General features: G+C 68.3%; 23 protein-coding genes. 11 read left to right on the top strand and 12 right to left on the bottom strand.

The window, feature by feature from the left end:
• Window positions 1–161 precede the first annotated feature (161 nt).
• Entirely contained in the window at window positions 162–1,781 is a 1,620-nt protein-coding gene (locus tag T336_RS0110965; RefSeq protein WP_026432573.1) for a methyl-accepting chemotaxis protein, read from the top strand.
• Window positions 1,782–1,831: 50 nt separating this feature from the next.
• Here T336_RS0110965 and T336_RS0110960 read toward each other — a convergent pair whose 3' ends face one another.
• Both T336_RS0110960 and azu read right to left on the bottom strand, forming a co-directional pair.
• On the bottom strand, window positions 1,832–2,032 hold the full coding sequence (locus T336_RS0110960; protein WP_019703205.1) for a hypothetical protein: 201 nt from the start codon (window positions 2,030–2,032) through the stop codon (window positions 1,832–1,834).
• 206 nt (window positions 2,033–2,238) lie between these two features.
• On the bottom strand, window positions 2,239–2,694 hold the full coding sequence (gene azu / locus T336_RS0110955) for an azurin (RefSeq protein ID WP_019703206.1): 456 nt from the start codon (window positions 2,692–2,694) through the stop codon (window positions 2,239–2,241).
• 138 nt (window positions 2,695–2,832) lie between these two features.
• On the opposite strand from azu, the gene T336_RS0110950 reads away from it, so the two are divergent.
• The 3 genes from T336_RS0110950 to T336_RS0110940 all read left to right on the top strand — a co-directional run bounded on the left by T336_RS0110950 (window position 2,833) and on the right by T336_RS0110940 (window position 5,286).
• Window positions 2,833–3,420: an IMPACT family protein gene (locus T336_RS0110950; protein WP_019703207.1), complete on the top strand. Its 588-nt coding sequence runs from the start codon at window positions 2,833–2,835 to the stop codon at window positions 3,418–3,420.
• 120 nt (window positions 3,421–3,540) lie between these two features.
• Entirely contained in the window at window positions 3,541–4,953 is a 1,413-nt protein-coding gene (locus T336_RS0110945; RefSeq protein ID WP_026432572.1) for a dihydrolipoyl dehydrogenase, read from the top strand.
• 126 nt (window positions 4,954–5,079) lie between these two features.
• Window positions 5,080–5,286: a YjfB family protein gene (locus T336_RS0110940; protein ID WP_026432571.1), complete on the top strand. Its 207-nt coding sequence runs from the start codon at window positions 5,080–5,082 to the stop codon at window positions 5,284–5,286.
• A 26-nt stretch (window positions 5,287–5,312) separates the two neighbouring features.
• Here T336_RS0110940 and T336_RS0110935 read toward each other — a convergent pair whose 3' ends face one another.
• The 4 genes from T336_RS0110935 to dsdA all read right to left on the bottom strand — a co-directional run bounded on the left by T336_RS0110935 (window position 5,313) and on the right by dsdA (window position 10,522).
• Window positions 5,313–6,452, bottom strand: coding sequence for an NAD(P)/FAD-dependent oxidoreductase (locus tag T336_RS0110935; RefSeq protein ID WP_019703210.1), 1,140 nt, complete (start codon window positions 6,450–6,452; stop codon window positions 5,313–5,315).
• A 35-nt stretch (window positions 6,453–6,487) separates the two neighbouring features.
• Window positions 6,488–8,056 (bottom strand): amidase, encoded by a 1,569-nt coding sequence (locus T336_RS0110930; protein WP_026432570.1) that lies wholly within the window; start codon window positions 8,054–8,056, stop codon window positions 6,488–6,490.
• A 64-nt stretch (window positions 8,057–8,120) separates the two neighbouring features.
• Window positions 8,121–9,101, bottom strand: a complete 981-nt coding sequence (locus T336_RS0110925) for a Bug family tripartite tricarboxylate transporter substrate binding protein (protein WP_019703212.1) — start codon at window positions 9,099–9,101, stop codon at window positions 8,121–8,123.
• Window positions 9,102–9,166: 65 nt separating this feature from the next.
• Window positions 9,167–10,522, bottom strand: a complete 1,356-nt coding sequence (gene dsdA, locus T336_RS0110920; protein ID WP_051647123.1) for a D-serine ammonia-lyase — start codon at window positions 10,520–10,522, stop codon at window positions 9,167–9,169.
• Window positions 10,523–10,613: 91 nt separating this feature from the next.
• Between dsdA and T336_RS0110915 the strand changes: the two genes are divergently transcribed.
• Window positions 10,614–11,582: a LysR family transcriptional regulator gene (locus T336_RS0110915; protein ID WP_026432568.1), complete on the top strand. Its 969-nt coding sequence runs from the start codon at window positions 10,614–10,616 to the stop codon at window positions 11,580–11,582.
• A gap of 92 nt (window positions 11,583–11,674) precedes the next feature.
• Window positions 11,675–12,139, top strand: a complete 465-nt coding sequence (locus T336_RS26040; RefSeq protein WP_244883916.1) for an STY0301 family protein — start codon at window positions 11,675–11,677, stop codon at window positions 12,137–12,139.
• A 36-nt stretch (window positions 12,140–12,175) separates the two neighbouring features.
• Here T336_RS26040 and T336_RS0110910 read toward each other — a convergent pair whose 3' ends face one another.
• On the bottom strand, window positions 12,176–13,561 hold the full coding sequence (locus T336_RS0110910) for a PQQ-dependent sugar dehydrogenase (RefSeq protein WP_026432567.1): 1,386 nt from the start codon (window positions 13,559–13,561) through the stop codon (window positions 12,176–12,178).
• A 140-nt stretch (window positions 13,562–13,701) separates the two neighbouring features.
• On the opposite strand from T336_RS0110910, the gene T336_RS0110905 reads away from it, so the two are divergent.
• Window positions 13,702–14,121, top strand: a complete 420-nt coding sequence (locus T336_RS0110905; protein ID WP_026432566.1) for an RNA-binding S4 domain-containing protein — start codon at window positions 13,702–13,704, stop codon at window positions 14,119–14,121.
• A gap of 25 nt (window positions 14,122–14,146) precedes the next feature.
• Here the strand turns inward: T336_RS0110905 and T336_RS0110900 are convergent, their stop codons facing one another.
• Window positions 14,147–14,686 (bottom strand): hypothetical protein, encoded by a 540-nt coding sequence (locus T336_RS0110900; RefSeq protein ID WP_244883915.1) that lies wholly within the window; start codon window positions 14,684–14,686, stop codon window positions 14,147–14,149.
• A 288-nt stretch (window positions 14,687–14,974) separates the two neighbouring features.
• Between T336_RS0110900 and T336_RS0110895 the strand changes: the two genes are divergently transcribed.
• Window positions 14,975–19,579, top strand: a complete 4,605-nt coding sequence (locus T336_RS0110895) for a PAS domain S-box protein (RefSeq protein WP_026432564.1) — start codon at window positions 14,975–14,977, stop codon at window positions 19,577–19,579.
• Window positions 19,580–19,610: 31 nt separating this feature from the next.
• Here the strand turns inward: T336_RS0110895 and T336_RS0110890 are convergent, their stop codons facing one another.
• Window positions 19,611–20,801 carry a hypothetical protein gene (locus T336_RS0110890; protein WP_026432563.1) on the bottom strand — a complete coding sequence of 397 codons (1,191 nt, stop codon included), beginning with the start codon at window positions 20,799–20,801 and terminating at the stop codon, window positions 19,611–19,613.
• Between the two features lie 63 nt (window positions 20,802–20,864).
• Window positions 20,865–21,671, bottom strand: coding sequence for a ferritin-like domain-containing protein (locus tag T336_RS0110885; RefSeq protein WP_019703220.1), 807 nt, complete (start codon window positions 21,669–21,671; stop codon window positions 20,865–20,867).
• A 474-nt stretch (window positions 21,672–22,145) separates the two neighbouring features.
• Here T336_RS0110885 and T336_RS0110880 point away from each other — a divergent pair, with 474 nt between their 5' ends.
• Both T336_RS0110880 and T336_RS0110875 read left to right on the top strand, forming a co-directional pair.
• A complete protein-coding gene (locus tag T336_RS0110880) occupies window positions 22,146–22,463 on the top strand; it encodes a KGG domain-containing protein (protein ID WP_019703221.1) in 318 nt (105 codons plus the stop codon).
• 213 nt (window positions 22,464–22,676) lie between these two features.
• Window positions 22,677–22,973: a hypothetical protein gene (locus T336_RS0110875; protein ID WP_026432562.1), complete on the top strand. Its 297-nt coding sequence runs from the start codon at window positions 22,677–22,679 to the stop codon at window positions 22,971–22,973.
• 13 nt (window positions 22,974–22,986) lie between these two features.
• Here the strand turns inward: T336_RS0110875 and T336_RS0110870 are convergent, their stop codons facing one another.
• Entirely contained in the window at window positions 22,987–23,775 is a 789-nt protein-coding gene (locus tag T336_RS0110870; RefSeq protein WP_026432561.1) for an NAD(P)H-dependent oxidoreductase, read from the bottom strand.
• A 63-nt stretch (window positions 23,776–23,838) separates the two neighbouring features.
• Between T336_RS0110870 and T336_RS0110865 the strand changes: the two genes are divergently transcribed.
• Entirely contained in the window at window positions 23,839–24,732 is an 894-nt protein-coding gene (locus T336_RS0110865; RefSeq protein ID WP_026432560.1) for a LysR family transcriptional regulator, read from the top strand.
• Window positions 24,733–24,828: 96 nt separating this feature from the next.
• On the opposite strand, the gene T336_RS0110860 is transcribed toward T336_RS0110865, so the two are convergent.
• Window positions 24,829–25,008, bottom strand: a complete 180-nt coding sequence (locus T336_RS0110860; protein ID WP_026432559.1) for a CsbD family protein — start codon at window positions 25,006–25,008, stop codon at window positions 24,829–24,831.
• Window positions 25,009–25,046: the final 38 nt, after the last annotated feature.

Here is a 25,046-nt window from a genome sequence, read left to right as displayed (position 1 = left end):
TCACGGTGATCCAGCCATTGCTTTACTTTCGTAAAAAATTGCAAAGTTTTTTTCTTGAAGATGCCAATTGAAATCATTAAAATCAATTTTTTCAAATTGAGCAATAATTCACCACAGCGTTCACTTGCTGGAGCGCGACATCTATCCACGGAGACCTCCCCATGCGCAAAGCCACAATGACCGTCAAAAACCAGCTCAGCATTGCATTCGGAGCCCTGGTGGTGATGGTGCTCATCGTCTCGGTGCTTTCGCTCCACTCGCTGGGCAACGCGAACCAGACGTTCACGGGCTATGTGCAAGGCATCAATGCCCAGTCCGATCTTGCGAGCGGTCTGCGCAGCGCGGTGAACCGCCGGGCGATCGCAGTGCGCAACCTGGTGCTGGTGACCGAGCGCCAGGAAGCGGACAAGGAACTGGCCCTGGTGCTCAAGGCCGACGAAGACGTGCAGAAGAACCTGTCCGGGCTGAAGAAAGCGATCGAGCAGGATCGCTCTGCCCCGGCATCGACGCGTCAACTGCTGGGCGGGCTGGAGCAGATCGAGTCGGTGTACGGCCCCGTGGCCCGCGACATCGTGAAGATGGCAGTGGCCGGGCAGCGGGACGCCGCCGTGACCAAGATCAACAACGAATGCCGGCCTCTGCTCGCCCAGCTCACGGGCAAGACCGGGGATTTCGTGACCGACGCCGGAAAGCGCGCGGACGCGACGGAAGCAGCCGCGGCCGAAAGCTTCGTGCGGCAGCGGAACGTTCTGCTTGCCGCCTGCCTGGCCGCGGTGGCCATGGCCATCGTGTCGGGCGTGATCATCACGCGTCGCCTGTCGAATGCCCTGGGCGCGGAGCCGTCCGAACTGGGCTGGGCCGCCCAGCGCGTGGCCGAAGGCGACCTGGCCCCGCTGGGCGCGGCTGGCGGCGTGGCGGCAGGCAGCGTGATGGCCTCCCTCGCCAGCATGCAGAGCAGCCTGGCGCGCATCGTCACCCAGGTGCGCAGCGCCTCGGATTCCATCGCGATCGGCTCGGCGGAGATCGCCACCGGCGCCGGCGACCTGAGCATGCGCACCGAACAGCAGGCCAGCGCGCTGCAGCAGACGTCCGCGACCATGGATGAACTCAGCTCCACCGTGCGCCACAACGCCGATAACGCCCAGCAGGCGAACCAGTTGGCCCAGGGGGCCTCCGGGGTGGCGCAGCAGGGCGGAGACGCCGTGAACCAGGTCGTGAACACGATGCGGGAAATCAACCAGAGCTCGCGCCGCATCTCCGACATCATCGGCGTCATCGACGGCATAGCCTTCCAGACCAATATCCTTGCGCTGAATGCGGCGGTGGAGGCAGCCCGCGCAGGCGAGCAGGGACGCGGCTTCGCCGTGGTCGCCAGCGAGGTACGCAGCCTCGCCCAGCGAAGCGCCCAGGCGGCCCGGGAAATCAAGACCCTCATCACCGACAGCGTGACGCAGGTGGAGACGGGGACGGCGCTGGTGGACCGGGCCGGTCAGACCATGGAAGAGGTAGTGGCTTCGATCAAGCGGGTGAGCGACATCGTCGGAGAGATCAGCGCCGCCAGCAGCGAGCAGAGCCATGGCGTGTCGCAAGTGGGCGTCGCCGTGAACCACATGGACGAGGCCACACAGCAGAATGCCGCGCTGGTCGAGCAGAGCTCGGCGGCAGCCAAGAGCCTGCAGCAGCAAGCCCAGGATCTCGTGCAGGCGGTCTCGATCTTCAAGCTGCAGCCGCAGCACGCCGCCCTGCCCCAGCCGATGCAGTTCGCCGCCCTCCAGGGGTGAGGAGACGGGAACTCCGCCGAGGGCTCAAAAGCCGAGGCGGCCTTCCCTGTTCACCACTCGCCGACGGCGCGCACCCGCTCGTCAAGGTCCGCAGGCGGATCTTCGTAGGCCGACACCAGGAGGCGGCCGTCCGCCGGGGCTATTGGTGCCTCGGTCGCCTTGGTGGGTGAAACACCCGAGGCATCGCCCAGGAAGGGCAGCGCGGAAAATGGACGGGGCAGCGCGAAAGAGCTCAGGTTGAAGGACAGCATGGCGGGCTTCCTGTAGCGACGTGGAACGTCGCATGGTCTTCATGCGGGGGATACCTCGAGGAGCGTAAGGGGGGCTGCCGCCAATCCCCTGTAGGCCGGCACGCTTCCTCCATGACAAACCATCCTGCCGTGGCGTCCCTGCCACACGGAGCATGGGCTGCTCCCGCCACCGGACAGGGCATCGGCTGCCCCGTCCTGGCGCTGCGTCACTTCGTAAGCGTCAGCGTGCCCTTCATGAGCGCCGAGTGGCCGGGGAACGAGCAGAAGTAGGCATACGACTCGCCGGCCTTGAGGGAAGAGACCGGGAACGTCACCGAGTCGCTTTCACCGCCACCGATGATCTTCGTGTGGGCAATGACGCGCTTGTCGCCGTCCTTGACGAAATTCTTCTCCGCGCCGGCCGCCATGCCATCGGTCGAAGCGCCCTGCATATCCGATGCCTTGCTGAGCACCCAGTTGTGGCCCATGGCGGTCTTGGGCAGCTTGCCCGCGTGCTTGAGCTTGACGGTGAACTGCTTGCAGCTCTGGGGTACGGCGATGGCAGCCTTGTTGAACTGCATGGCGTCGTTGCCTTCGATTTCCACGCTGCAGTCCGCCGCCTGGGCGGATGCGCCGGCGCCCAGCGCCAGAGCCAGGGCCAATGCCTTCCAATGTCTTGCCATGTCGGGTTTCTCCTTCAGTCAATGCCGCCGATGCGGCGATGGCCTATCGTAGGAAAGGCGGCGCGGGAGGCCGTTGACGTGCATCAAGCCCACGAAGGAGATGCCGACGGTGCCCGTCCGCCTACACTTGCGCCCCCTATGCCGCAAACACTCCGAGCGCCTTCGCACAGCGAACTCGTCATCAAGAAGAGCCGCTTCATCGGCTGCGTGCAGCCCGTTGCCGACCGTGCCACTGCCCAGCTGGTGGTGGACGGCCTGCGGCACGACCATCCGGGCGCCGCGCATGTCTGCTGGGCTCTGCTGGCCGGGGGCCAGTCGGCCGCGGTGGACGACGGGGAGCCAGGGGGCACGGCGGGCCGGCCCATGCTGGAGGTGTTGCGGCACCAGGACCTGGAAGGCGTCCTTGCCACCGTGGTGCGCTACTTCGGCGGGGTGAAGCTCGGTGCCGGCGGGCTCGTGCGGGCGTATGCGGACACCGTGGCCCAGGCCCTGCTCCAGGCAGACAAGGTGCCCCTGGAGCGCATGGCCACCCTCCAGTGCCTGGTGCCCTACGCGCTGGAAGGGCTCGTGCGCCGCGAAGTGGAGGCCGCGGGGGCCCAACTGCAGGACGTGGAGCACGGTTCGCTGGTACTGTTGCGCCTGTCGATTGCCGAGCCGCGCGCCGCGGCGTTCCGGCAGCGCATCGACGACGCCGCCCAGGGACGGGCCGGCTGGCCCGATACCTGAGAGCGGGCACGGCCCGGGCTGCAGCCAGGACAAGACAGCCTTTCCGCCTACATGCCCCCACGCGCACGCGCGCCGACACTTTCCTGCCGAGTCAAACACCAGAGCAGGAGATCCAGGCCCATGAGCGACACGTTGGACGTCATCATCCTCGGAGCGGGTTCCGCCGGCCTCGCGGCGCTGCGCGAAGTGCGCAAACGCACGGAGCGGGTGCGGATCGTGAACGACGGCCCGTGGGGAACCACATGCGCCCGGGTGGGCTGCATGCCGTCGAAGATGCTCATCGAGGCCGCAGATGCCTTCCACCGCCGCCACAGTTTCGATACGTTCGGCATCCGCGGGCAGCAGTCGCTGGGGGTGGACCTTCCAGCCGTGCTGGAGCGGATCCGCGCGCTGCGGGATGATTTCGTGGCGGGTGCGCGCAAGGCGTCCGACATCGGCACCCTGGGCATTGCCGGGCATGCCCGGCTCATGGGGCCGCACCGGGTGGAGGTGGACGGCCACGTGTACGACGCCCGCAGCATCATCATCGCGACAGGTTCGCGGCCGATCGTGCCGGAGGAATGGCTGGCCTTCGGGGACCGCATCCTCACGACCGACACCCTGTTCGAGCAGCGCGGGCTGGGGCCGCGCATCGCGGTCATCGGCCTGGGGCCCCTCGGTGCGGAAATGGCCCAGGCACTCGCACGGCTGGGCGTGGAGGTGGCCGCGTTCTCGAGCCGCAAGGAGATCGCCGGCCTCTCCGATCCCGCCGTGAACGACACGCTGCTGGAGCTGCTGAAATCGGAGTTCGTCCTGAACGTCGGCGAGGAGGTGACGCTGCGCGAGGTTCCGGGGGGCATCGAGGTCACCAATGGCAACGCGACGGTGGTGGTGGACCAGGTCCTCGCGGCCATGGGACGGCGCCCGAACGTGGAGCACCTCGGGCTGGAAACGCTCGGAGTGGAACTGGACCAGCACGGCATGCCGCCGGTGGACCGGCGCACGGTGCAGGTCGGCGACCTGCCGGTGTTCATGGCCGGGGACGCGAACGACTTCCGTCCCCTGCTGCACGAGGCCGCGGACGACGGGCACATCGCCGGGCTCAATGCGCTGGCTCCCGACGTGCGCGGATTCCGCCGCCGCATGCCGCTGTCCATCGTGTTCACGGAACCGAACGCGGCGACCGTCGGCAGGCGCTACAAGGACCTGACACGGGACGAATCGGTGACCGGCACCGTCGATTTCTCGCGGCAGGGGCGAGCCCGCGTTGCGCAGCGCAACCACGGGCGCCTGAGCCTCTACGCCCAGCGGGACACCGGCCGGCTGCTGGGTGCGGAAATGTGCGCCCCGGCCGGAGAACACATGGCCCACCTGCTGGCGCTGGCCATGGACCGGGAACTGACCGTGCACGACATGTTGCGCATGCCGTTCTACCACCCGGTGCTGGAGGAAGGACTGCGGACCGCACTGCGCGATGCAGCCAGCCAGCTGCCCAAGGGCAGCGATTCCGATCTCTCCGCCTGCGATGCCTACGGATCCAGCGCACTGGATTGAACCGCGGGTTTACCCGGAAAAAGGCCTGCGAGGTGTAACAGTGCTCAAGCCCTGGCGCCGATGGGCCGATAAACAGGCATCTTTTGCCCATCGGTCTCCCAGCGGAGGCTGCACAAGGAGATGTCCATGGATGTAGGTCTCTCGCAATCCCTCGTCAACACCGCCACCGCCATGGCCAGTCAGAAGACCTCGGACGCCGTGAACCTCACCGTGCTGAAGAAGGCCCTGGACATCCAGAAGTCCTCCGCGGCCCAAATGCTGGAAGCCCTGCCCCAGCCCCAGCAGCTGGCCACGTCCGGCTCCCTGGGCACCCAGGTCAATACCTACGCCTGATCGCGAGGACCGGCCGGGGAGCCTGTTCAGCGCAGCCGTGCCGGCGACAGGGCCGCAGGTTCCACGCCCTGGTCCGACAATGCTGGCGCCAGCGGCTGCGCCAGCAACAGGTTGCGCGCCAGCAATGCCACGCCTGAGGCACTCTGGATGCCGTAGCCGCCCTGCCCCGCCAACCAGAAGAACCCCTGCGCGTGGTTGTCCCAGCCGATGACCATGTCGCCATCCGCGACGAAGGACCGCAGCCCCGCCCAGGTGTGCGAGGGCCTGCGGATCTGGAAGGTCGTCATCTGCTCGATGTTCCAGATGCCGGTCGCCACATCGAGCTCTTCGGGCACCACGTCGTGCGGGTGCGTGGGATCGGCGTTGGCGGGAGAACCCAGGAGCTGTCCGGCATCCGGCTTGAAATAGAAGCTCTCGTCGATGCCCACCACGGCGGGCCAGTCCGATGCGTCCATGCCGGCCGGCACCGGGAACGTGAAGGCCGTTCGCCGCCGCGGCTCCAGGCCGATGGGGGGAATGCCGGCCATCGCGGCCACCTCGTCTGCCCAGGCACCGGCCGCGTTGACGATGGCCCGAGCGCGCACCCTGGCTCCTGACGCGAGATGCACCAGCCAAGCGCCGTCCTGCCTTTCGATGGCGGTGACGCCGGCATCCGGCATCAGGCGGCCACCCCGCTGGCGCAGCCCCCGCAGATAGCCCTGGTGCAGGGCATGCACATCGATATCGGCCGCACCGGGTTCGTGCATGCCGGCTGCCACCGCCTCCGGCCGCAGGCACGGCAGCCACTCCAGCAATTGCTCGCGGGTGGCGCGCTGCACGTTCGGCGAACGCTGCAGGGCGTCCGCCAGCGCCGCATCCAGCAGGTCGAGCTGGTCCGGACCCGCCACGTACACCACGCCCCGGGGAGAGAGGATCGGGCCTTCGGCGAAACCCTCGGGTGAGTGGTCGTAGAACGCCCTGCTGGCGCGGGTAAGCGCCTGTATCTGCGGCGTGCCGTAGGTTTCCATGAAGAGCGCCGCGGAGCGGCCCGTCGTGTGGTAGCCGGGCTGCGGTTCGCGCTCGAGCACGAGCACGCTGGCGCCCGGCGCCGCATGCGCGAGTTCCCAGCCGACCGAGGCGCCGGCAATGCCGGCACCCACCACGAGGAAGTCCACCAGTTCGGTCATGCCGATTCCTTTCCTGCCGATCCGACCAAGGGCCGTCAGACCGCAGAGGCCTGGGCGGTTCCCTGGCTGCCGGAGCCGTCCCGGCGCGGCTCGCCCCGGGCATCGCGTGCGTCGGGTGCGATGGTCACGAGCGACGTCAGCGCCGGTTCGACCGGGGCCAGCCGGTCCAGCGCCGGCCGTGGACGCTGCAGCTCCCGGATACCGGCGAAGGACTGCTCCATCGCGCGGCCGATGGCCAGGGTGCCCAGGTCGTCCCGGAAGCGGCCCACCACCTGCAGGCCGAACGGCATGTCGCGGCCATCCCGCCCGCACGGCAGGCTGAGGGCAGGATGGGTGGTCAGCGTGGTGACGTAGGTCAGGGCCAGCCAGCGGTAGTAGTTGGCCTGCGGTTCACCATTGATGTGGCTGGCGTACAGCTCGGTCCAGGGGAACGGCGAGACCGGCGTGGTCGGCGCGAGGATCACGTCGAACGACTCGAACGCCTGCTGGAAGCGCGCGAGGATGCGTGTCTGCTCCGCCTGCGCCCAGGCGCTGTCGATGAGCGTCATGGCCGCACCCATCTCGTAGTTCGCGCGGGTGTTCGGCCCCAGGCTGGCGGGGTCGCGTTCATAGGCCTCCCGCGTGCCCGCCACGAAGGCCTCGGCGCGCAGCACGTCGAAGCAGCGGTGGACATCGCCCAGGTCCAGCGCGATGGGATCGCAGCTGCGGAACAGGTGACGCATGGCGGCGATCTTGTCGCGGAAGGTCGCGCGGATGCCGTCGTCCACGGCGCAGGCCCCGAAATCCTCCGTGTAACCAACGCGCAGCGTGGAGAGGTCCACCTCGGGCAGGGACAGGAAGACGGCGGGATCCAGCGGGTAGCTGAGGGGGTCGCCCGCCGACATGCCCGCCGTGGCCGCGAGCTGCAGGCAGGCCTCTTCCACGGTGCGGCCCATGGGCCCCACGACGGAGATCGGCGTCCAGCCCAGCAGCTTGCGGGAACTCGGCACCACGCCGGGCGACGGCCGGAACCCCACCACCCCGCATTTGGCCGCGGGAATGCGCAGGGAACCGCCGGTATCGGAGCCGGTGCAGACCGGCAGCATGTCACACGCCAGGGCCGCGGCCGAGCCGCCTGAGGAGCCACCCGCGTTCAGGCGGGGATCGAAGGGATTGCCGGTGGCACCCCACACGGTGTTGCGGGAGTTGGCGCCGGCGCCCATCTCGGGGATATTGGTCTTGCCCGTGACGATCGCACCGGCACGGCGCAGGCGCGCGACCAGCACGTTGTCTTCCGCGGGAATGTGCTCGCGGTAGATCTGCGAGCCATAGGTGGTGAGCAGGCCCTGGGTGGCCTCCAGGTCCTTAACGCCCAGCGGCAGGCCGTGCAACAGCCCGAGGACATCGCCCCGCAGAACTGCCCGCTCCGCCTCGCGCGCCTCGTTCCGGGCGCGGTCGTAGCACGTGGCGGTGATGGCGTTCACGTAGGGGTTGATGGCCTCGATGCGCGCGATGCAGGCCTCGAGCAGTTCGACGGGCGAGATCTCGCGGCGGGCGATCCGCAGGCGCAACTCGGGGGCGGTCAGTTCGACCAGGGAAGCGGAGGAAGCAGCGGTCTGTGTCATATGGTGCGCCGCCCTGGCGGTGCGGCGTTGTCTCCTGGAAGCGTGGATACCGGATGGAAACCGGTCAGTCGGCGGTGATGCCGGCGCGCTGGGCCACGGCACGCATGAGGGGCAGTTCCTTCTCGATGAGCGAGGACAGCGCCTTGGCCGAACCATAGGACGGCTCGAAGCCGTTGGCCAGCAGTTTCTCACGCGTTTCTCGGTCTTCCATGACCTGGGCCAGCGCGCGCTCCAGGCGGGCCTTCACGGCCGGCGGCAGGCCGGCAGGAGCCACCATCGCCAGCCAGGTATCCATGTCGATCGCGTAGCCGTTCTCGGCCAGGGTGGGCACATCCGGCAGCAAAGAGGAACGCCTGGCCGAAGTGACGGCGATGGCCTTGATCTTTCCTTCCTTGAGCTGGGGAATCGCGGCCGCGACCGTATCGACCGTGAAGGGAATCTGGCCGCCCATGAGGTCCACCATGGCCGGCGCACTGCCTTTGTACGGCACATGCTGGATCTTCAGGCCCGCCAAGTGGAAAAAGGCCTCGCCGGCGAACTGCGACGTGGTGCCGGAGCCGAAGGAGCCATACGAGTACTTGTCCGGGGCGGCCTTGACCAGGGACACGAACTGCTTGACGTCGTTGGCCGGCACGCTCTTGCCGGCCAGCAGGATGAGCCCGGTGCGCCCCGTGATGCCGATCGGCTCGAAGCTCTTCACGGGGTCATAGGGAAGCTTGGCGCGCACGGCCGGATTGACGGTGAAGGTGGTGCCCGAGCTCATCAGGAGCGTGTAGCCGTCCGGTGCGGCCTTGGCGACGTAGGACGCCCCGATCACCGTGCCGGCACCCGCGCGGTTATCGATCACCACGCTCTGGCCGAGCACATCGCCCAGCTTCTTGCCGATGACACGGCCCAGCACATCCGTGGCGCCCCCTGGCGGGAACGGGATCACGAGGGTGACGGGCCTGGCCGGGTAGGCTTCCTGTGCGAAGGCCGGAGCCAGCGCGGCGCCTCCCAGGCAGCAGGCGATGGCGGACAGCAGCATCCTCTTGGCGCGGTTCATGGTGGTCTCTCCGGGTGATGAATGAAAGATGGGCGGGGCAGAAGCGGCGCGGCTCAGGCGGCGGCCTACAGCAGGGCACGGCCGCGGGCCTCGAAGCGCCGGTGCTCGGATTCGGGCACGAACAGCCCGCCCGTGGTCCAGACGAGGTGCGTGGCCTGCGGCAGGTGCCGGTCCAGGCCCTGCGCCCGCAGCCAGTGGCGTCCGGCATCCGAACCCGCGAGCCAGCCAGGCCCGCTGAAGCCTGCAGCGGCGGAGGGTTCGATACGCTCGCCCGTGGCATCCAGCACCCGCACGAGGTGCTCGAACAGGGTGTCGTCGCGGACGGTGAAGATGCCCGACAGGAGTGGCTGCATGAGTTCCGCCGCCAGCAGCGACGCCCTCGGCACCGCCAGGCCGTCGGCCTCGGTGCGGTTGGTCAGGCCCAGGTCGTACACGGACGGGTGCGTTCCGGGCGGTGCGGCCATCTGCACCAGGAAGCACGGCGACTGCACCGGCTCGGCAAAAAAGCAGTGCACATGCGGTCCGAGCAACTGGCGCAGCCCGAAGGTGATGCCCGCCGGCGCTCCCCCTACCCCGCACGGCAGATAGACGAACAGTGGGTGGGCGGCATCCACGGCGATGCCCTGCTCCGCCAATTGGCCCCGCAAATGCAGCGCCGCGGCGCTGTACCCCAGCAGCAGCGACAGGGAGCGCTCATCGTCCACGAAATGGCTGAACGGATCGGCCTGCGCCTGGCTGCGCCCCGCCGCCACGGCGCGCTCGTAGTCGCCGGTGTGCTCCACCACCTCGACGCCCCGGCGGCGCAGGCGCTCCTTCTTCCACTCCTTCGCGTCGGCAGACATATGCACGGCCGCCCGGAAGCCCAGCGCCGAAGCCGCCACGCCGATGCTCAGGCCCAGGTTGCCCGTGGAGCCCACCGCCACCTGGTGGCGCCCGAACACCTCGCGTGCAGCGGGCTCTGCCAGCACCCCGCAATCCTGTCCGGCGGACAGCAGCCCTTCGCGCAGGGCCAGGGCTTCCGCGAATTCCAGCACCTCGTGGATGCCACCGCGCGCCTTGATCGAGCCCGCCACGGGAAGGCCGTGGTCCGCCTTGATCCACAGCCGGCCGCAACCAGGCTCCAGTCCGATGGCCTCCGGGAGTGCGCCCGCCTCGACCAGCGGCGACTCGATGATTCCGCCCGCTGCCTCGAGTTCGGGAAACAGCCGGGCCATCAGGCCCGCGAAGCGGCGGAACCGGTCCGCAGCAGCCTGCGTATCATGCAGACTAATGTGGCGATCCCCTGCCCACAAAGCCGCGGGAATGTCCGCGCTGCGATGCAGGTTGAACCAGAGGCAGGGATCGGCCCGGCGCAGCGCCTGCAAGGCAGCTTCCTGGGCATCGGCGCCCGCGGGCAGTACGGCACGATGGGGTTCGGTCATGCAAAAGTAGAAGAAAGCAGTGCATGCATTCTTGTGCGGGTGTCTGAGGCCGTGCAATGCATTTATATTGACGGAAGCATTAGTTTCATTAATGGATTCACGCCTTTCCAATTCAGTACTGGCCTGGTTGCGCTGTTTCGATGCGGCCGCACGGCAGGGCAGTTTCACCCGCGCCGCCGCGGAGTTGTGCATCACCCAGGGCGCAGTGAGCCAGCAGGTCAAGCAACTGGAGAACTGGCTGGGCCGCCCCCTGTTCCTGCGCACCCCGCGGCTACTGGTGCCCACCCCGGAAGGCAAGTGGCTGGCCGTGGTGCTGCGCGAAAGCTTCGAGGCCATCGAGAACACGCTGGCGCAGATGCGGCGCCCGGCCCCGGCGCATGCGGCGGCCACGCTGAGCTGTTCCCCCTCGTTCGCCATGCAGTGGCTCACGCCCCGCCTGGGCGGGTTCTTCCGGCAGCATCCCGATGCGGGGCTGCGCGTGTTCGGCGAATTCCATCGCCTCGACCGCACCCGCATGGTGCGCGATGGGGTCGAGGCCGCGGTTCGCTTCGACCCGGGGGAGTACACCGACCTGGAGGCCACCGGGTTCCTCGACGAATGGCTGGTTCCCGTGGCCAGCCCCGCCTTCATCGCGGCCCACCCGGATCTGCGGGATGCCCCGGCCAGGTTGCAACCGGAATGGCTGCTGCACGACGGCAGTGCCTGGGAAGGGGCCGATACGTTCGAGGAGTGGCAGCACTGGTTCGCTGCGCAGGGCGCACCATGCCCGGACTGGGGAGGCGGCCCCCAGTTCAACCTTTCCCAACTGGCGGTGGGAGCGGCCATTGCCGGCCAGGGCATCGCCATGGGCCGCGCCGCACTCGTGCTCGAGGATGTGGCGGCAGGCCGCCTGGTGCCGCTGTGCTCGTGGAGCACGCTTTCCCGGGCACGCTATTCCTTCGTGAGCTCACCCCAGGCGGGGCCGGCCATGCTGCGCGTGCGGGACTGGCTGGTGGAGGAAGGGCGGAGGTTCAGGGAGACACGCGCCCTGGTGCTGCCGCCACTACAGATGCAGCGGTAGAGCGGTTGAAATCCAGTTCGGGGTTCCGTTGTGCATAAGATGCCGCATCGCAACCAGTCCTGGTCCCCATCCGCTCGCATTGAAGAAAGAACATGCACGCTCTTCCCGCCCTGCTCGCCGCAGTTTCCGTCGCTCTAATCGGGGGTTCAGTACATGCAGCGCAGGCTGTCAATGCCGGCCAGGAAGCACTACCGTCGATGCAATGCCCGGCGCAACTGCACGTACGGCAAACGCCGGATAACGTCGCGGAGCCTGGCTGGCAGGCCGAAGGCACTCGCAAGAGCCACCCGTTGGTGACGGTGTCGTTCTTTGCGGGGCCGCCCGAGCAGAAAGCCCAGTTGGTCCCTACGAAGGAAAGCAAGAGGGGAAAATCACCGACCGCCACCTGGAAACTGGAGCGCCGCGAACAACCCTACTGGGTAGCCTGTGAATATGGAGGTACTTCCGCCATCGCCACCCGGGCGTTGCCGGTGGAGGTGATAGCCTGCACAGTGGAATACGATCCGAACTTATCGGAACCGGTCATGAAGCGGTGGAGCTGTCGATCCGGCAAGTGATGAAGGACGGGTGAGAAAGTCGCACCTCCACGACTGTCACGGCCGCGCCGCCGCAACCCGCCACAGGGTATTGCCGACGTCGTCGGCCACGAGCAGGCCGCCCCGCGCATCGAGCGCCACGCCCACGGGCCGGCCCCAGGCGTCGCCATCGCCGCTCACGAATCCGGTCAGCACGTCCAGGGGCATGCCGTCGGGCTTGCCGTTCCTGAATGGCACGAACACCACCTTGTAGCCGCTGCGCGGCTTGCGGTTCCACGAGCCGTGCAGGCCAATGAAAGCGCCTTGCGCGAGCTGCGGCGCCACGGGTTGCGCGGCCGGGCCGCCGGTGCCGGCGAAGGCCATGCCCAGCGGCGCCACGTGGTTGCCCAGGGCGTAATCCGGCACGATGGCCTTCTCGACCAGGTCCGGCCGGGGAGGCTTGACGCGCGTATCCACGTTTCCGCCCCAGTAGCTGTAGGGCCAGCCGTAGAAGCCGCCGTCCTTCACCGAGGTGAGGTAATCGGGCACCAGGTCGCTGCCGATTTCGTCACGTTCATTCACCACGGTCCACAGCGTGCCGGAGACCGGCTCCCAGCCCATGCCATTGGGATTGCGCAGGCCGCTGGCGAAGATGCGGTGCGCGCCCGTGGCTCGGTCCACCTCCCAGATGGCTGCGCGGCCGGCTTCAGCCTCCATGCCGTTTTCGCCCACGTTGCTGTTGGAGCCGACGGTGACATACAGCTTCGCGCCGTCGGGGCTGGCAATGAGGTTCTTGGTCCAGTGGTGGTTGAGCGGCCGCGCGGGCAGGTCCACCACTTTGGCCGGCGCGGCCGTGATGGCGGTCTGGCCCTCGGCATAGGGGAACCGGACGACGGCATCGGTATTGGCGACATAGAGGTCGCCGCCGACCAGCGCCATGCCGAACGGAGAATTCAGCCCCTGCAGGAACGCGCTGCGCGTTTCCGCCACGCCATCCCCGTCGGCATCGCGCAGGAGCGTGATGCGGTTGGCCGATGGGTTGCCGGAACCAGCCCGGGCCATGACCTTGCCCATGACCCAGTTGCGCACCTTCCTGACCCATCCGTCGTCCGGTGGCGGACCTTCGGGCGCAGGCTTGTCGCTCTCGGCCACGAGCACATCGCCATTGGGCAGCACCATCACCCATCTGGGATGTTCGAGCCCGCGGGCAAACGGTGTCACGGACAGGCCGGCCATCGGCTGCGGCGCGCCCCCGTCCGACCATCCCTTGGCGGGCGCGATGTGCACGGTGGGAATCAGAGATGGGTTCGGTTCCGGCAGCGTGGGCCGCGGTCCGATGCCCGCCTCCGCAGGCAGGCGGGCAGTATCGCCGCAGCCGGCCAGCGCGGCCACGGCGACCAGGGGCGCGGCCACCCGGACGAGGCTGGCGGTTCGGAGCGCAAAGGGATGCAGGAAAGAGCGCATGGCACGAGGCCGGCAGGCCGGCAGCTGGTAGGCGATGCCGGCCAGTCTCGCCACCGCCGGGCGGAAACCGTGTCAGCCATCTTCGCCGAACGGTGGCCTGCCGGGTTCGGGGCACCGCGGATCTCTGGGAAAATGCCGCCATGACCCCTCCCGAATCGATGCGCCTGGACAAATGGCTGTGGTGTGCGCGCTTCTACAAGACGCGGGCCCTGGCGGCGGAAGAAATCGGCAAGGGTCGCGTGACGGTGAACGGGCAGGCCGCCAAGGCGTCGCGGGAACTGCGCAGCGGCGATACCGTAGCGCTGCGCCAGGGCCAGGTTCCCCGCACGGTCGTCGTGCGCGGGCTCAGCGCCATGCGCGGCCCGGCGCCGGTCGCGCAACAGCTGTATGAAGAAACGGCCGAGAGCATCGACGCTCGTGCGCAGGCCGCCGAGATGCGCAGGCTGGCCCCCGAGCCGGCGGCGACGCTGCAGGAAGGCCGCCCCACCAAGCGCGACCGGCGCGAGATCGACCAGGCCCGCGACTGGGGCAGCCGCTGGAGCGCGGCGATCGACGAGTGAGCGACGGCAAAAGGCGGCTGGCGGCTCAGGACGTTCCGCTGCCCGCCTGTGGCCTCAGCATGCGCAGAACGACGTTGAGATAGTCATCCATCCGCTGGCGCGCGCTTTCGGCTTCCCGCTCGAGATCGCGCAGGCTCTTGGCGTTTTCCGGATGCTCTGCGGAACCCTCGCCCAGGCAGATGGCCGACTGGCGCCGGGCCAGATGCATCTCGGCCGTCTGCCAGTCGCGGCGCAACTCGTTCCATTGCTCGGACGCGGCGCGCAACGCAGGCGCCTGGCCGCCCTCGCCGGTCTCCCCGCCCTCCCCCCCGCACAGCGTGGGCGGGCGATGCGCCGGTGGTGCGGACGGCCGGCGGCGGCGCAGGCCATCCTGCCCCAGGGAGGAACGGGCTGCGAGGAAAGTCTTCTCGGCGGCGAGATCCTCGCTGCCCCAACGCCCGCGCACCGCATACCAGGCACCGCTGCCCATCGACCATGCACCGCGCCAGCCATCGCCGCTGGGCCACACCAGGATGCCCACCCTCCGCCCCGCATGCTCGCGGTAACGCAGGGGTTCGCGGGCCACGGGAACGGTGGAAGCGGGCGCGTGGGAGTACGCGTCCAGGGAACGGGGCGTCGTTTGGGTCTCCATGCCTACGACGGGGGCAAACGGCATGCCTGCGACTGAGACCGTTTTTGACAATTTTGCAGATACGGCGAGACCCGGTGCCTGTAAAAATTTCCCGTGGGCGCATACGGATGAGCAGGCTGTATCGCCATCCCGTTTTTTGGCCTGCCGACATCGCGGATTGCGCTAGCATCGTCGCCCCAGCCGCATACCACGCACCGAGGTGCGCCCTCACGAGGACAAGAGATGGACGAGATCACCCCGGGCCCTGCCGAGGAGGCCGAGGCCGGTGCGGCAAACGGCTGCGCCGCATCCGGCGACACCGAACTGCCGGTGGTCGGATTGGGTGGATCGGCGGGCGCCATCCAGGCACTGCGTGATTTCTTCGCCGCGATGCCGGCTTCCCCCGGCATGGCGTTCGTGGTCGTGCTCCACCTGTCTCCGGACCATGAAAGCATGCTGGCCGAGCTGCTCCAGCGTGCCACGAAGCTGCGCGTGCAGCAGGTGACCGGTGCAGTGACCATGGAGGCGGACACCGTCTATGTGGTGCCGCCACGCAAGGTGCTGGAGGTCCACGACGGCGAGATCGCACTCGCGCCCCTGCCGCCGGACCGGCAGCAGCATGTGGCGGTGGACCTGCTGTTCCGGACCCTGGCCGACTCGCACGGCACGCGTGCCACGGCCATCGTGCTGTCCGGGGCGGACGGGGACGGGGCCATCGGCATCAAGCGGATCAAGGAGCGCGGCGGCCTCACCATCGCCCAGGACCCGGGAGAGGCCTACGCCAGCGGCATGCCCGGATCGGCGATCGCCACCGGCATGATCGATTGGGTGCTGCCTGCGGCCCAGATGGCCGCGCGGGTGATGGAATACCACCGCATGGCCCCCCGGCTGCACCTGGCGCCGCCGCACGGCACCGAACCGCCGGCCTCGGGTGGCGATGCGGCCGATGACGAGGCCGCGCTGCGCGAAGTCCTGGCGCTGCTGCGCCACCGCACCGGTCGCGATTTCGGCGACTACAAGCGCGCCACGGTCGTGCGGCGGGTGGGGCGCCGCATGCAGGTGAACGGAATTGGCACGATGTCCGGCTACCTCGACTGCCTGCGCACCCGGCCGGGCGAATCGGGGGCGCTGCTGCAGGACCTGCTCATCAGCGTGACCAATTTCTTCCGCGATCCCGTCGCGTTCGCGGCGCTGGAAAGCCACCTGCCGCAGCTCTTCCAGGGCAAGACCGGCGCGGACACGCTGCGCGTGTGGGTGGCGGGCTGCGCGACGGGTGAGGAAGCCTATTCCATCGCCATGCTGCTGGCGGAATACGCCCGGACGCTCGACACGGCACCCGTGCTGCAGATCTTCGCCACCGACCTGGACGACGCCGCCATCCGCGCGGCGCGGGATGGCTTCTATCCCGCGGCGATCGAGAGCGACGTGTCTGCCGAACGGCTGCGGCGCTTCTTCGTGCGCGAACGCGGCGGCTACAGGGTGCGACGCGAGTTGCGCGAAAGCGTGCTGTTCGCGGTGCACGACCTGCTCAGGGATTCACCTTTTTCGCGGCTCGATCTCATTTCCTGCCGGAATCTGCTCATCTACCTGAACCGGGAGGCCCAGCACCGGGTGCTGGACACTTTCCACTTCGCCCTGCTGCCGGGCAAGCTGCTGTTCCTCGGGTCCGCCGAATCCGTGGACGACGGTGACACACGGTTTTCCGTGATCGACAAGCTGCACCGCCTGTACGGCCACCAGACCTCGGCGCACCCGGACCTGCTGCTGCCCGGGGGCCTGGCGCCGGCCGCCGTGGCGCTGCATGCGCAGCACGCGGCCCACCAGGGGCCCGTCGTTCATGCCGGCGCGATGGTCCCCTACTTCGCGGACACCGAGCGCCCGCCCGCGCGGGCTGCCGGAGAGAAGGCGCTGCCCTGGGGCGAAGTCCACCTGCGGTTGCTGGAGCAACTCGCGCCGCCCTCCATCCTCGTGGACGGCGAGCAGAACATCCTGCACATGTCGCCTTCGGCGGGCCGCTTCCTGGTCTTCCACGGCGGCGAGCCTTCGCGCAACCTCATGCGGCTCATCCACCCCACGCTGCGCATCGAGCTGCGGGCGGCGCTCTACCGCACGGGCCGCACCGGCCAGCCCATGCGGCTGGCGGCGACACCGGTGGACGCGGCGGGAGGCAGCGTGCGCGTGGCGCCCGAGGTGCGGCCCGTGCCGGAACTCGGGCCGGGGCTTTCGCTTGTCCTGCTGCAGACGCTGCCCGAACTGCCCGCGGCTCCTCATTTGGCCGCCGAGGTGCCCCAGGACACGGCTGCGGAACAGCTGGACCGCGAACTGGAACTGCTGAACCCCCAACTGCGCAGCACCATCGAGCAATACGAAGCCTCGACGGAAGAGCTGCGGGCCAGCAACGAAGAGCTGCAGGCGATGAACGAGGAGCTGCGCTCCGCGACGGAGGAACTCGAGACCAACCGGGAAGAACTGCAGTCCATCAACGAAGAACTCACGACGGTCAACCACGAGCTCAAGAGCAAGGTGGACGAGCTGGGGCATGCGAACAGCGACATGCAGAACCTGATGGACGCCACGGCCATTGCCACGGTGTTCCTCGACCGCGACCTGCGCATCACCCGCTTCACGCCGTCGGCCGTCACCCTCTTCAACCTCATCGCCACCGACGTGGGACGGCCGCTGTCCCACCTGCGCACGCAGCTGCAGTACCCCGAACTTTCCGAAGACGCCCGGAGAGTGCTCGAACGCCTCGCACTGGTGGAGCGCGAGGTGGGCGCCAGCGACGGCAACTGGTACCTCGTGCGCATGCTGCCCTACCGGACGCTGGACGACCGCATCGCGGGCGTGGTGCTGACCTTCGTGGACATTTCCGAGCGCAAGCAGGGCCAGGAGGCGCTGCGCCGCTCCGAGGACCGCTTCAGCGCCATCGTGAACCAGGCAGTGGTCGGCGTGGTGCAGACCGATCTCGAAGGCCACATCACCTTCGTCAACCGCCACTACAGCCACATGCTGGGCTACGGGCACGACGAACTGATCGGCACGCAGCTGCTCGACCTGATCCATCCGGCGGACCGCCAGCTGAGCGCCCACCTCATGCGGCGCCTCGCCGAACATGGAGAGCCCTTCCACATCGAGAAGCGGTGCCTGCGCAAGGACGGCAGCACGCTCTGGCTGCACAACAGCGTGAGTTACCTGGCCGATGCGCACGGCGGCCCCACGGCCTCGATCGTGGTGTGCAACGACATCAGCGAACGCAAGCGTGCCGAGAATGCGCTGCGCGAGAGCACCGAACGCCTGCGGCTGGTCATCGAGAACGCGGTGGAATACGCCATCTTCTCCACCGACCTGGACCGCCGCATCACGACCTGGAACAGCGGGGCGGAGCGCATCCTCGGCTACAGCGAGAACGAGGCCGTGGGCCAGCTCGCGGACATGATCTTCACGCCGGAAGACCGGGCCGCAGGGGCGCCGCTTTCCGAAACGGGCACGGCACTGGCCACGGGCGGCGCGCTCGACGACCGCCTTCACCAGCGCAAGGACGGCAGCCGCTTCTGGGCCAGCGGCGCGCTCATGCCCATGCACGACGACGCGGACACGGTCATCGGTTTCGTCAAGATCCTGCGGGACCAGAGCGACCAGCGCGCGAGCCAGCAGGCACTCGAGCAAAGCCGGGCCGACCTGCTCAAGGCGCTGCGCGAGAACGAGGAGGCCCGCGCAGCCCTGCAGGCGGCCGACGCGACGAAGGACCGTTTCCTGGCGGTGCTGTCGCACGAGCTGCGCAACCCGCTGGCGTCGATTGCCGGCGCATCCGCGGTGCTGGCCACCGAAGGCGCCCCCCCGGGCGACCGCGACCAGGCAGCGCGCATCGTGCAGCGGCAGGCGCGCGCCATGGCCGTGCTGCTGGACGATCTCATGGACCTGTCCCGGCTGCGGCTGGGCCGCATGGTGCTGCAGCAGCGCGAAGTCCCCCTGGACGAGATCGTCGAAGCGGCCCTGGAAGCCACGCTCGGTGCCATCCGCGCCGCGGGCCACGAATTCGTTCAGGAACTTCCTGCAGATACCGTCATGCTCCTCGCGGACCCGGTGCGCATCGCCCAGGTGCTCGCGAACCTGTTGAGCAACGCGGCGAAGTACACCCCCGACCACGGCCGCATCCGGCTGTCGGCCTGGACCGAAGGCGGCTCCATCTACCTGCGCGTGGAGGACAACGGCATCGGCATGGATCCGGAGACCGTGGACGACATGTTCACGATGTTCTCGCAAAGCCCCGATGCCGGCATGCGGCACACCCAGGGCCTGGGCATCGGTCTCGCCCTGGTGCGCAACATCGTGGAAATGCACCAGGGCACGGTGCGCGGGGAAAGCGCAGGGCCCGGCCAGGGCAGCCGTTTCACCGTGCAGCTGCCCCTGCCTGCCCAGCGCTCCTCCGATGGCGCAGCCCGCGCACATGCGCCGGACGACGGCGTGAGCACCAGCGATCCCGTGCCCAGCGTCCTGCTGGCGGATGACAACGTCGATGTCACCTGGTCCATCTCGCACCTGCTGGAGGGCTGCACCGTGGCCACCGCCGCCGACGGGCACGAGGCGCTGCGCAAGGCGCGGGAACTGGCCCCGGATGTGGCGGTGCTGGATCTCGGCATGCCGGGGCTCGACGGTATTTCGGTGGCGCGGGCGCTGCGCGCCGGTCCGGCCGGCGCGCGCATGCTGCTGGTGGCGGCGACGGGTTGGGGCCAGGACCACAACCGCGAGCAGGCACGCGAGGCCGGTTTCGACGCCTACATGGTCAAGCCGCTGGACGTGCGCGAACTGCAGCGCCTCATCCAGGCGCACATGCGGTCCCGCGCGTAGCACCTGCGCGGTCCGCACCACTGCGCGGCATCTACGCGGCAGCCACCACCTCCACCGCCTCGGCCTCACGCACGAGTTCGGTCCCTGCCGTCCAGGCATACGAGGCGGACGCGGCCCGCGACGGCGAACCGTCCTGGTTCACCGCTTCGCGGTAAGCCAGCGAGGATTCGCCCTCTTCCTGCGGCGTCTGCACGAACTGCGTGCCGTTTTTGCGATAGTCGGTTTCAGCGTCCACCACCTGGCGCAGGTAGTCGCGGTGGCTCTCGAACTTGATAAAGGCCGGCAGTGCGCCGTCGCCGAGCACTTCGGCGGGGTCGCGCCGCTCCAGCCGCTTGAAGAGTTCCTGCACCACCTGGAAGTGTCCCAGCTCATAGTCCAGGAACATCTCCCAGATCGCCCGTACGCGGGGATTGCTCTCCTGCTGCGCGCAGCCTGCGTAGTTCCAGACCTCGCAGGCCTCGGCGATCAGCAGCTTCTCCAGAGGCGTCTCGTGCGGGTTGAGCATCGAGCCGTAGTGCGTGATGTGCTGCGACTCCACGGACGCGATCTCCGCGTAGAGCTGCCGCGCCACGGGGTCGGAGAAGAGCGGGCCGATATTCATGTAGTAGTCGTGCGTCTGGTACTCGCCGCCCGTCAGCGTGAGGGCGTGCAGCTTGGTGGCCAGCGCGGCCCCGGGCCCGTAGGGCTCCAGCAGGTCGTGCTCCGGCGCGCGGTGGTGCACCCACGTAGGGCGCGACGGCACGATGTCCGTGTAGCCCTGGGTGATGTTGTTGGCGTCCTTGCCCTCCAGCCGGTCCAGCAGGGCGCTGTAGCGGTAGAGATGGTCGAAATCCTCGAGCAGGGCGTAGCGGTAGCCCTGCGCGAGATAGCCGTCGGGCTCCAGCTGGGCGACCGATGCCGTGACCTCGATGGCAGTCTGCTCGTAGCCGATCGTGGTCTCCAGCGGCGAATGGTCGGCGCCGATCAGCCAGTTGATCGTCGTGGCCTGGTGCTGCTCCACGCGCATGAGCTGCGCGATCTGCACGCGCGCGTCGGCGTTCATGCGCAGCAGGACCTGCTTGGTGCGCAGCGCATCGAGCTCGACGCCGTTCATGAGGATGGCGCGCACGCGCGTGAAGGCATCGTCGTCGAGCTTGCTGATGGGCTTGCCCACCATGTCCTTCCAGCTCAGGCGCTGGCGCTCCAGGGCGGTGCCCTTGTCCTGGAAAAGATGGATCGTCATGGGTTGTCCTTTGGGAAATAAAGCCGGGGAAGAAAGCGCGGGGAAAAATCGGGAGTGGCGCGCTCACACCGCATCGCTGGGCAGCGGACCTGAGACCACGAGGGCCTGCAGCCAGGCCTGCACGGTGACCAGGTGACGCTGCTCCTCGGTGAGTGCCTGGGCGAATTCGCTGATCAGGTCCGTTTCGCCGGCCTGCTCCGCCAGCTGTATGAGCAGTTCCCAACCCGCGTTGTCGGTGAGCTCCGCGGTCAGCATGGCCGACAGCGCCTGCGCCAGCGTCGTGCGCGGATCCGACACCACCTGGATCAATCCCATCGACGCGGTGGCGATCACGTCCGCGCACGGCGTCTGCGCCGTGGGGTCGCCGCCGAGCTGCCGCATGGCATCGCACAGCATCTGGAAGTGCTGCAGTTCTTCCGCGCGTATGCGCTGCAGGGTCGCCAGTGCCGAGGCGTCCGCCTGCAGCGCGACATCGTCCGTGCCGCCTGCCGCCTTCACCGCGTCCGCCGGTGTGGGAATCTTCGCGCCGGCATTCACTGCGGACTGGTACTTCACCATCAGCGCGTCGTAGAGCCGCGTGCCGCCGCGCTCGAAGGCGATGCGTTCGCCGATCTTGTCCATGAGGATCTCGGGGTGCTCGCCCATGAGCTTGCTCACCCCCGTGCGCACCATGCTTCCCAGCGACGTGGGTGGCGGCACGGTGCCGAGCGGCCCGGCTTCCTGTGCATACAGCAGGCGCACTTCCCTGCTCTGCGACAGATCGATGGGGCCGGGCGGCGAGTAGCGCTCGACGGCTTCCTCCATCGCCTGCGCACCGGCCGGCGACGCCGAAGCGCCCGTGCGATTCATACCCGTGGTGGTGGCTTCCATGAAAACTCCTTGCGTTGCGTGCTGTTCATCGTGGGAAAGGGAGCGATCCATGATTCGCGCCCACCACGGCACGCCGCGTAGGAAGCAGCGCAGGATACGGCCCGCGTTACACCAGGGCCGCGTTGCGGCCGCCGGCCCCCGCGGATGGGGTTTTGCAAGCATTGCCGCAAATCCGGCACGGCGTGAAGAAATGACCAGCCACAACCCGCCGCACGCAACGGCACCGCACCGCTGGCGTGCAGCCGGAGCCGACACCTGCAGCCCGGCAAAACCCTTTGTTTCGTTTCCATGCAACCGGGGGCACTTCCCTCGGCGCATCCGTAACAGGCCATGGCCACGCAGCCCCGCAGGCCGCTTAATGCCGTGCTGCCGGTGCAGCGAATGGCATGTCCGTTGCCCCCTGCCTCATCGACAGCGCTGCACTGCGCGGTCACATCCGACTCACCATTCGTTATGTTCCAAAGGAGAAATCACATGGCATCGAATCAAGGCAACCAAGGCAACAACCAAGGCAACCAGGGTGGCGGTTCCGGCCGCGGATTCGCCGGCATGGACCCCGAGCGCCAACGCGAAATCGCCGCCGAAGGCGGACGCGCAGCGCACGCGAGCGGCAATGCCCACGAGTTCAACTCCGAGGAAGCACGCCGCGCCGGCAGCATGAGCCACGGCGGGGGCGGCAACAACAACCAGCAGAACAGCAGCGGCGGCAGCCAGAACAGTGGCGGCACGCGCGGCGGCAGCAGCGAGCAGCACGCCCAGGCGGGTCGCCAAAGCCACAAGAACGACCGCTGAGCGGTAGCGGCACGCCAAGCCGGCCCTGCAGGCCGGGCACCGCATCCAAGGCCAACCGGGGACGCCCGGCTGGCCTTTTTTCGTGGGACGCAGCCGCGCTCCGCATGCACGCTCGCCGCCGCCTACGGTGCCACGGCATTCAGGCCGACGCCGCCGGCACCGCGCGTCACCTAAGGTGGCTTTTTCGCTTGTCCAGCCAAGGAACACCACGCCATGCAGAACGAACACCTCCGCCAGTCCGTGCGCCACCTGCTCGACTACGACGACAGCCGCGCCAGCGCGCCGAACGAACACGCCGCCGCGGCCATCGCCGGCGCGGGCCTGCTGTTCTGGGCCCTGGTATCCCGCAGCCGTACGCGCGCCGTGCTGCATGCGGCCATCGGCGGCGCCTTGCTGCTGCGCTCCGCCGGGGGCCGCGATGGCCTGCGGCGCTGGAGCCGCCAGCCTGCAAAGCAGCCGGCGAAGGCGGAAGCGTCCGCCGCCCCCTCTTTCGCCGACCTGCCGATGTGACCTTGCGCCCGGGTCAATCCTGCGGCGTCGATACGTGGATGCCCAGGCCGGACGCTCCAGGCAGGATGTCATCGCGCAACGTCAGCGCCGGAATGCGGTAGTCCCCGGCGTTCTGCCGCCGGAAGGCGATCGGCTCTTCGGTGAAGAGCCGGTCTAGCCGGTGTCCCAGCGCGTCGCAGGTGCGTGCAAAGCCCGCCTCGTCGATCCTGCCCGTGCGGTAGATCACATGCGGCGGCAGCACCTGGAACCCTGGATAGAACAGTATGCCGTGCTGGATCGGGAACAGCAGGTCATCGATCGGCCCGTTGATGCCGCGCGGGCCGTAGTGGGACTCCCACCCCCCAGCCGTCACCACCAGCATCGCGCGCTTGCCGGCCAGGGTCCCCTCTCCATATCGGTCGCCCCAATGGGTGTCCGAGTGCTCTCCGACACCATAAGCGAAACCGCAGGCGTACACACGGTCCACCCAGCCCTTGAGCAATGCCGGCATGCCGAACCACCAGAGCGGGAACTGCAGGATCAAGGCATCGGCCCAGAGGAGCTTGTCCTGTTCACGCGCGATGTCGCTGCCCTGCGTGCCGCGCTCGAAAGCGCGCAGGGAATGCTCCGTTGCAAGGAAACGCTCGCCGGCCGGCGCGGCGGAATCGTCTTCAGCATCGAGGCCGGCCTTCCAGCGCATGGCGTACAGATCGGATACCCGGACTTCATGGCCTCCGTGCTGCAGGCGCTCGAGCGAGAAATCCTTGAGTGCGCCGTTCAGCGAGCGCGGTTCGGGGTGGGCATGGACGAGGAGAATGTTCATGGCGCAACGATAGGTTCACCCAAGGTATATTGGAAATGAATTCCAAGGATTCCTGGTATTTGCATGACCAATTCCCTGCGACAGCTGGACCTCAATCTGCTGGTCACCCTCGATGCCTTGCTGGTCGAGCACAACGTCACCCGGGCCGCCGAACGGCTGCACCTATCACAGCCTGCCGTGAGCCTGCAACTGGCCCGCCTGCGCGAATTCTTCGCGGACCCCTTGATGCTTCCGGGCTCGCGCGGCATGCGACCCACCGCCCGCGCGGAAGAACTGCGCGAGCCCCTGCGGCATGCCCTGTCCGCCCTGGCCCAGGCGGTGGCGCCTTCGGGGCCCTTCGATCCCGCGCACTCCCGCCAGACCTGGCGCGTGGCCGCATTCGACTATGGTGAACACGCCGTGCTGCTGCCTGCATTGGCCGGCCTGCGCGCGTCGGCACCCCATAGCCGCCTGGCCGTCGTGCAGGTTCCGCCCTCCCAACTGGCGGCCAAGGCGGAACAGGGGGATATCGACCTCGCCTTACACACGGGGGAGCAGGCGCCCCCTGACCTGCGGCGCAGGCGGCTCTTCACGGAGCGCTACGTCCTGGCGGGGCGCGCAGGCCATCCCGGGCTCAGGCGCCGCCCTACCCTGGCGCAGTTCTGCCGGTTGGACCATGCGATCGTCTCCCCCGACGGCGGCGGCTTCCACGGAGCGACCGACGCGGCCCTGGCGAAACTCGGGCTCGAACGGCGGGTAGCGCTGTCGGTCCCCCATTTCCTGTTCCTCGCGGCAGTGCTTGCCAGCACCGACTGCGTGGCCATGGTGCCCTCGCGGCTGGTCCGCGGCAACACGGGGCTGAAGATCGTCGAACCACCCCTGGAGGTCGCCGGCTTCGACATGCTCATGCTGTGGCCGGAACGGGTCCACCGGGATCCCGCCCACCAGTGGCTGCGCGACCGGATAGCGGGTTCGTAGCGGGCTCGGCATGCCCCGCGCTGCATGACTGAGGCCCGGGCGCGAAAAGGCCCCGGGACGCCATACGGCGCGCCGGGGCCTGAGGGTCACGAGGTATTACTTCGTGGCGTCCTTGATGTTTTCCTTGGCATCGCCGTAGTTCTTCTGGACGTTGCCTTCCACCTGCTTGGCCATGCCCTTTGCCTGCTGCTCCGGGCTATTGAACACTTCGCCGGTCTTTTGCTGCACTTTGCCAGCGGCTTCCTTCAGGGCACCCTTGATTTGATCGCCGTTCATGATGAAGTCCTTTCGGTGATGGGTTGCGGGCAGGGATG

Origin of the sequence: Paracidovorax oryzae ATCC 19882 (genome assembly GCF_000687165.1) — a bacterium.
GTDB classification, from domain to species: Bacteria; Pseudomonadota; Gammaproteobacteria; order Burkholderiales; family Burkholderiaceae_C; genus Paracidovorax; species Paracidovorax oryzae.
Note: the sequence above shows the minus strand (reverse complement) of the source record. Positions and strands in the feature narration are given on the sequence as shown.

Bases quoted from the DNA above. Each gene is read 5' to 3' on its own strand.
- T336_RS0110895 (WP_026432564.1), top strand. From the start codon at position 14,975: ATGGACGAGATCACCCCGGGCCCTGCCGAGGAGGCCGAGGCCGGTGCG.
- T336_RS0110910 (WP_026432567.1), bottom strand. From the start codon at position 13,561: ATGCGCTCTTTCCTGCATCCCTTTGCGCTCCGAACCGCCAGCCTCGTC.
- T336_RS0110885 (WP_019703220.1), bottom strand. From the start codon at position 21,671: ATGGAAGCCACCACCACGGGTATGAATCGCACGGGCGCTTCGGCGTCG.
- T336_RS0110880 (WP_019703221.1), top strand. From the start codon at position 22,146: ATGGCATCGAATCAAGGCAACCAAGGCAACAACCAAGGCAACCAGGGT.
- T336_RS0110930 (WP_026432570.1), bottom strand. From the start codon at position 8,056: ATGACACAGACCGCTGCTTCCTCCGCTTCCCTGGTCGAACTGACCGCC.
- dsdA (WP_051647123.1), bottom strand. From the start codon at position 10,522: ATGACCGAACCCCATCGTGCCGTACTGCCCGCGGGCGCCGATGCCCAG.
- azu (WP_019703206.1), bottom strand. From the start codon at position 2,694: ATGGCAAGACATTGGAAGGCATTGGCCCTGGCTCTGGCGCTGGGCGCC.
- T336_RS0110915 (WP_026432568.1), top strand. From the start codon at position 10,614: ATGGATTCACGCCTTTCCAATTCAGTACTGGCCTGGTTGCGCTGTTTC.
- T336_RS0110890 (WP_026432563.1), bottom strand. From the start codon at position 20,801: ATGACGATCCATCTTTTCCAGGACAAGGGCACCGCCCTGGAGCGCCAG.
- T336_RS0110945 (WP_026432572.1), top strand. From the start codon at position 3,541: ATGAGCGACACGTTGGACGTCATCATCCTCGGAGCGGGTTCCGCCGGC.
- T336_RS0110865 (WP_026432560.1), top strand. From the start codon at position 23,839: ATGACCAATTCCCTGCGACAGCTGGACCTCAATCTGCTGGTCACCCTC.
- T336_RS0110870 (WP_026432561.1), bottom strand. From the start codon at position 23,775: ATGAACATTCTCCTCGTCCATGCCCACCCCGAACCGCGCTCGCTGAAC.
- T336_RS0110875 (WP_026432562.1), top strand. From the start codon at position 22,677: ATGCAGAACGAACACCTCCGCCAGTCCGTGCGCCACCTGCTCGACTAC.
- T336_RS26040 (WP_244883916.1), top strand. From the start codon at position 11,675: ATGCACGCTCTTCCCGCCCTGCTCGCCGCAGTTTCCGTCGCTCTAATC.
- T336_RS0110860 (WP_026432559.1), bottom strand. From the start codon at position 25,008: ATGAACGGCGATCAAATCAAGGGTGCCCTGAAGGAAGCCGCTGGCAAA.
- T336_RS0110960 (WP_019703205.1), bottom strand. From the start codon at position 2,032: ATGCTGTCCTTCAACCTGAGCTCTTTCGCGCTGCCCCGTCCATTTTCC.
- T336_RS0110905 (WP_026432566.1), top strand. From the start codon at position 13,702: ATGACCCCTCCCGAATCGATGCGCCTGGACAAATGGCTGTGGTGTGCG.
- T336_RS0110935 (WP_019703210.1), bottom strand. From the start codon at position 6,452: ATGACCGAACTGGTGGACTTCCTCGTGGTGGGTGCCGGCATTGCCGGC.
- T336_RS0110950 (WP_019703207.1), top strand. From the start codon at position 2,833: ATGCCGCAAACACTCCGAGCGCCTTCGCACAGCGAACTCGTCATCAAG.
- T336_RS0110925 (WP_019703212.1), bottom strand. From the start codon at position 9,101: ATGAACCGCGCCAAGAGGATGCTGCTGTCCGCCATCGCCTGCTGCCTG.
- T336_RS0110965 (WP_026432573.1), top strand. From the start codon at position 162: ATGCGCAAAGCCACAATGACCGTCAAAAACCAGCTCAGCATTGCATTC.
- T336_RS0110940 (WP_026432571.1), top strand. From the start codon at position 5,080: ATGGATGTAGGTCTCTCGCAATCCCTCGTCAACACCGCCACCGCCATG.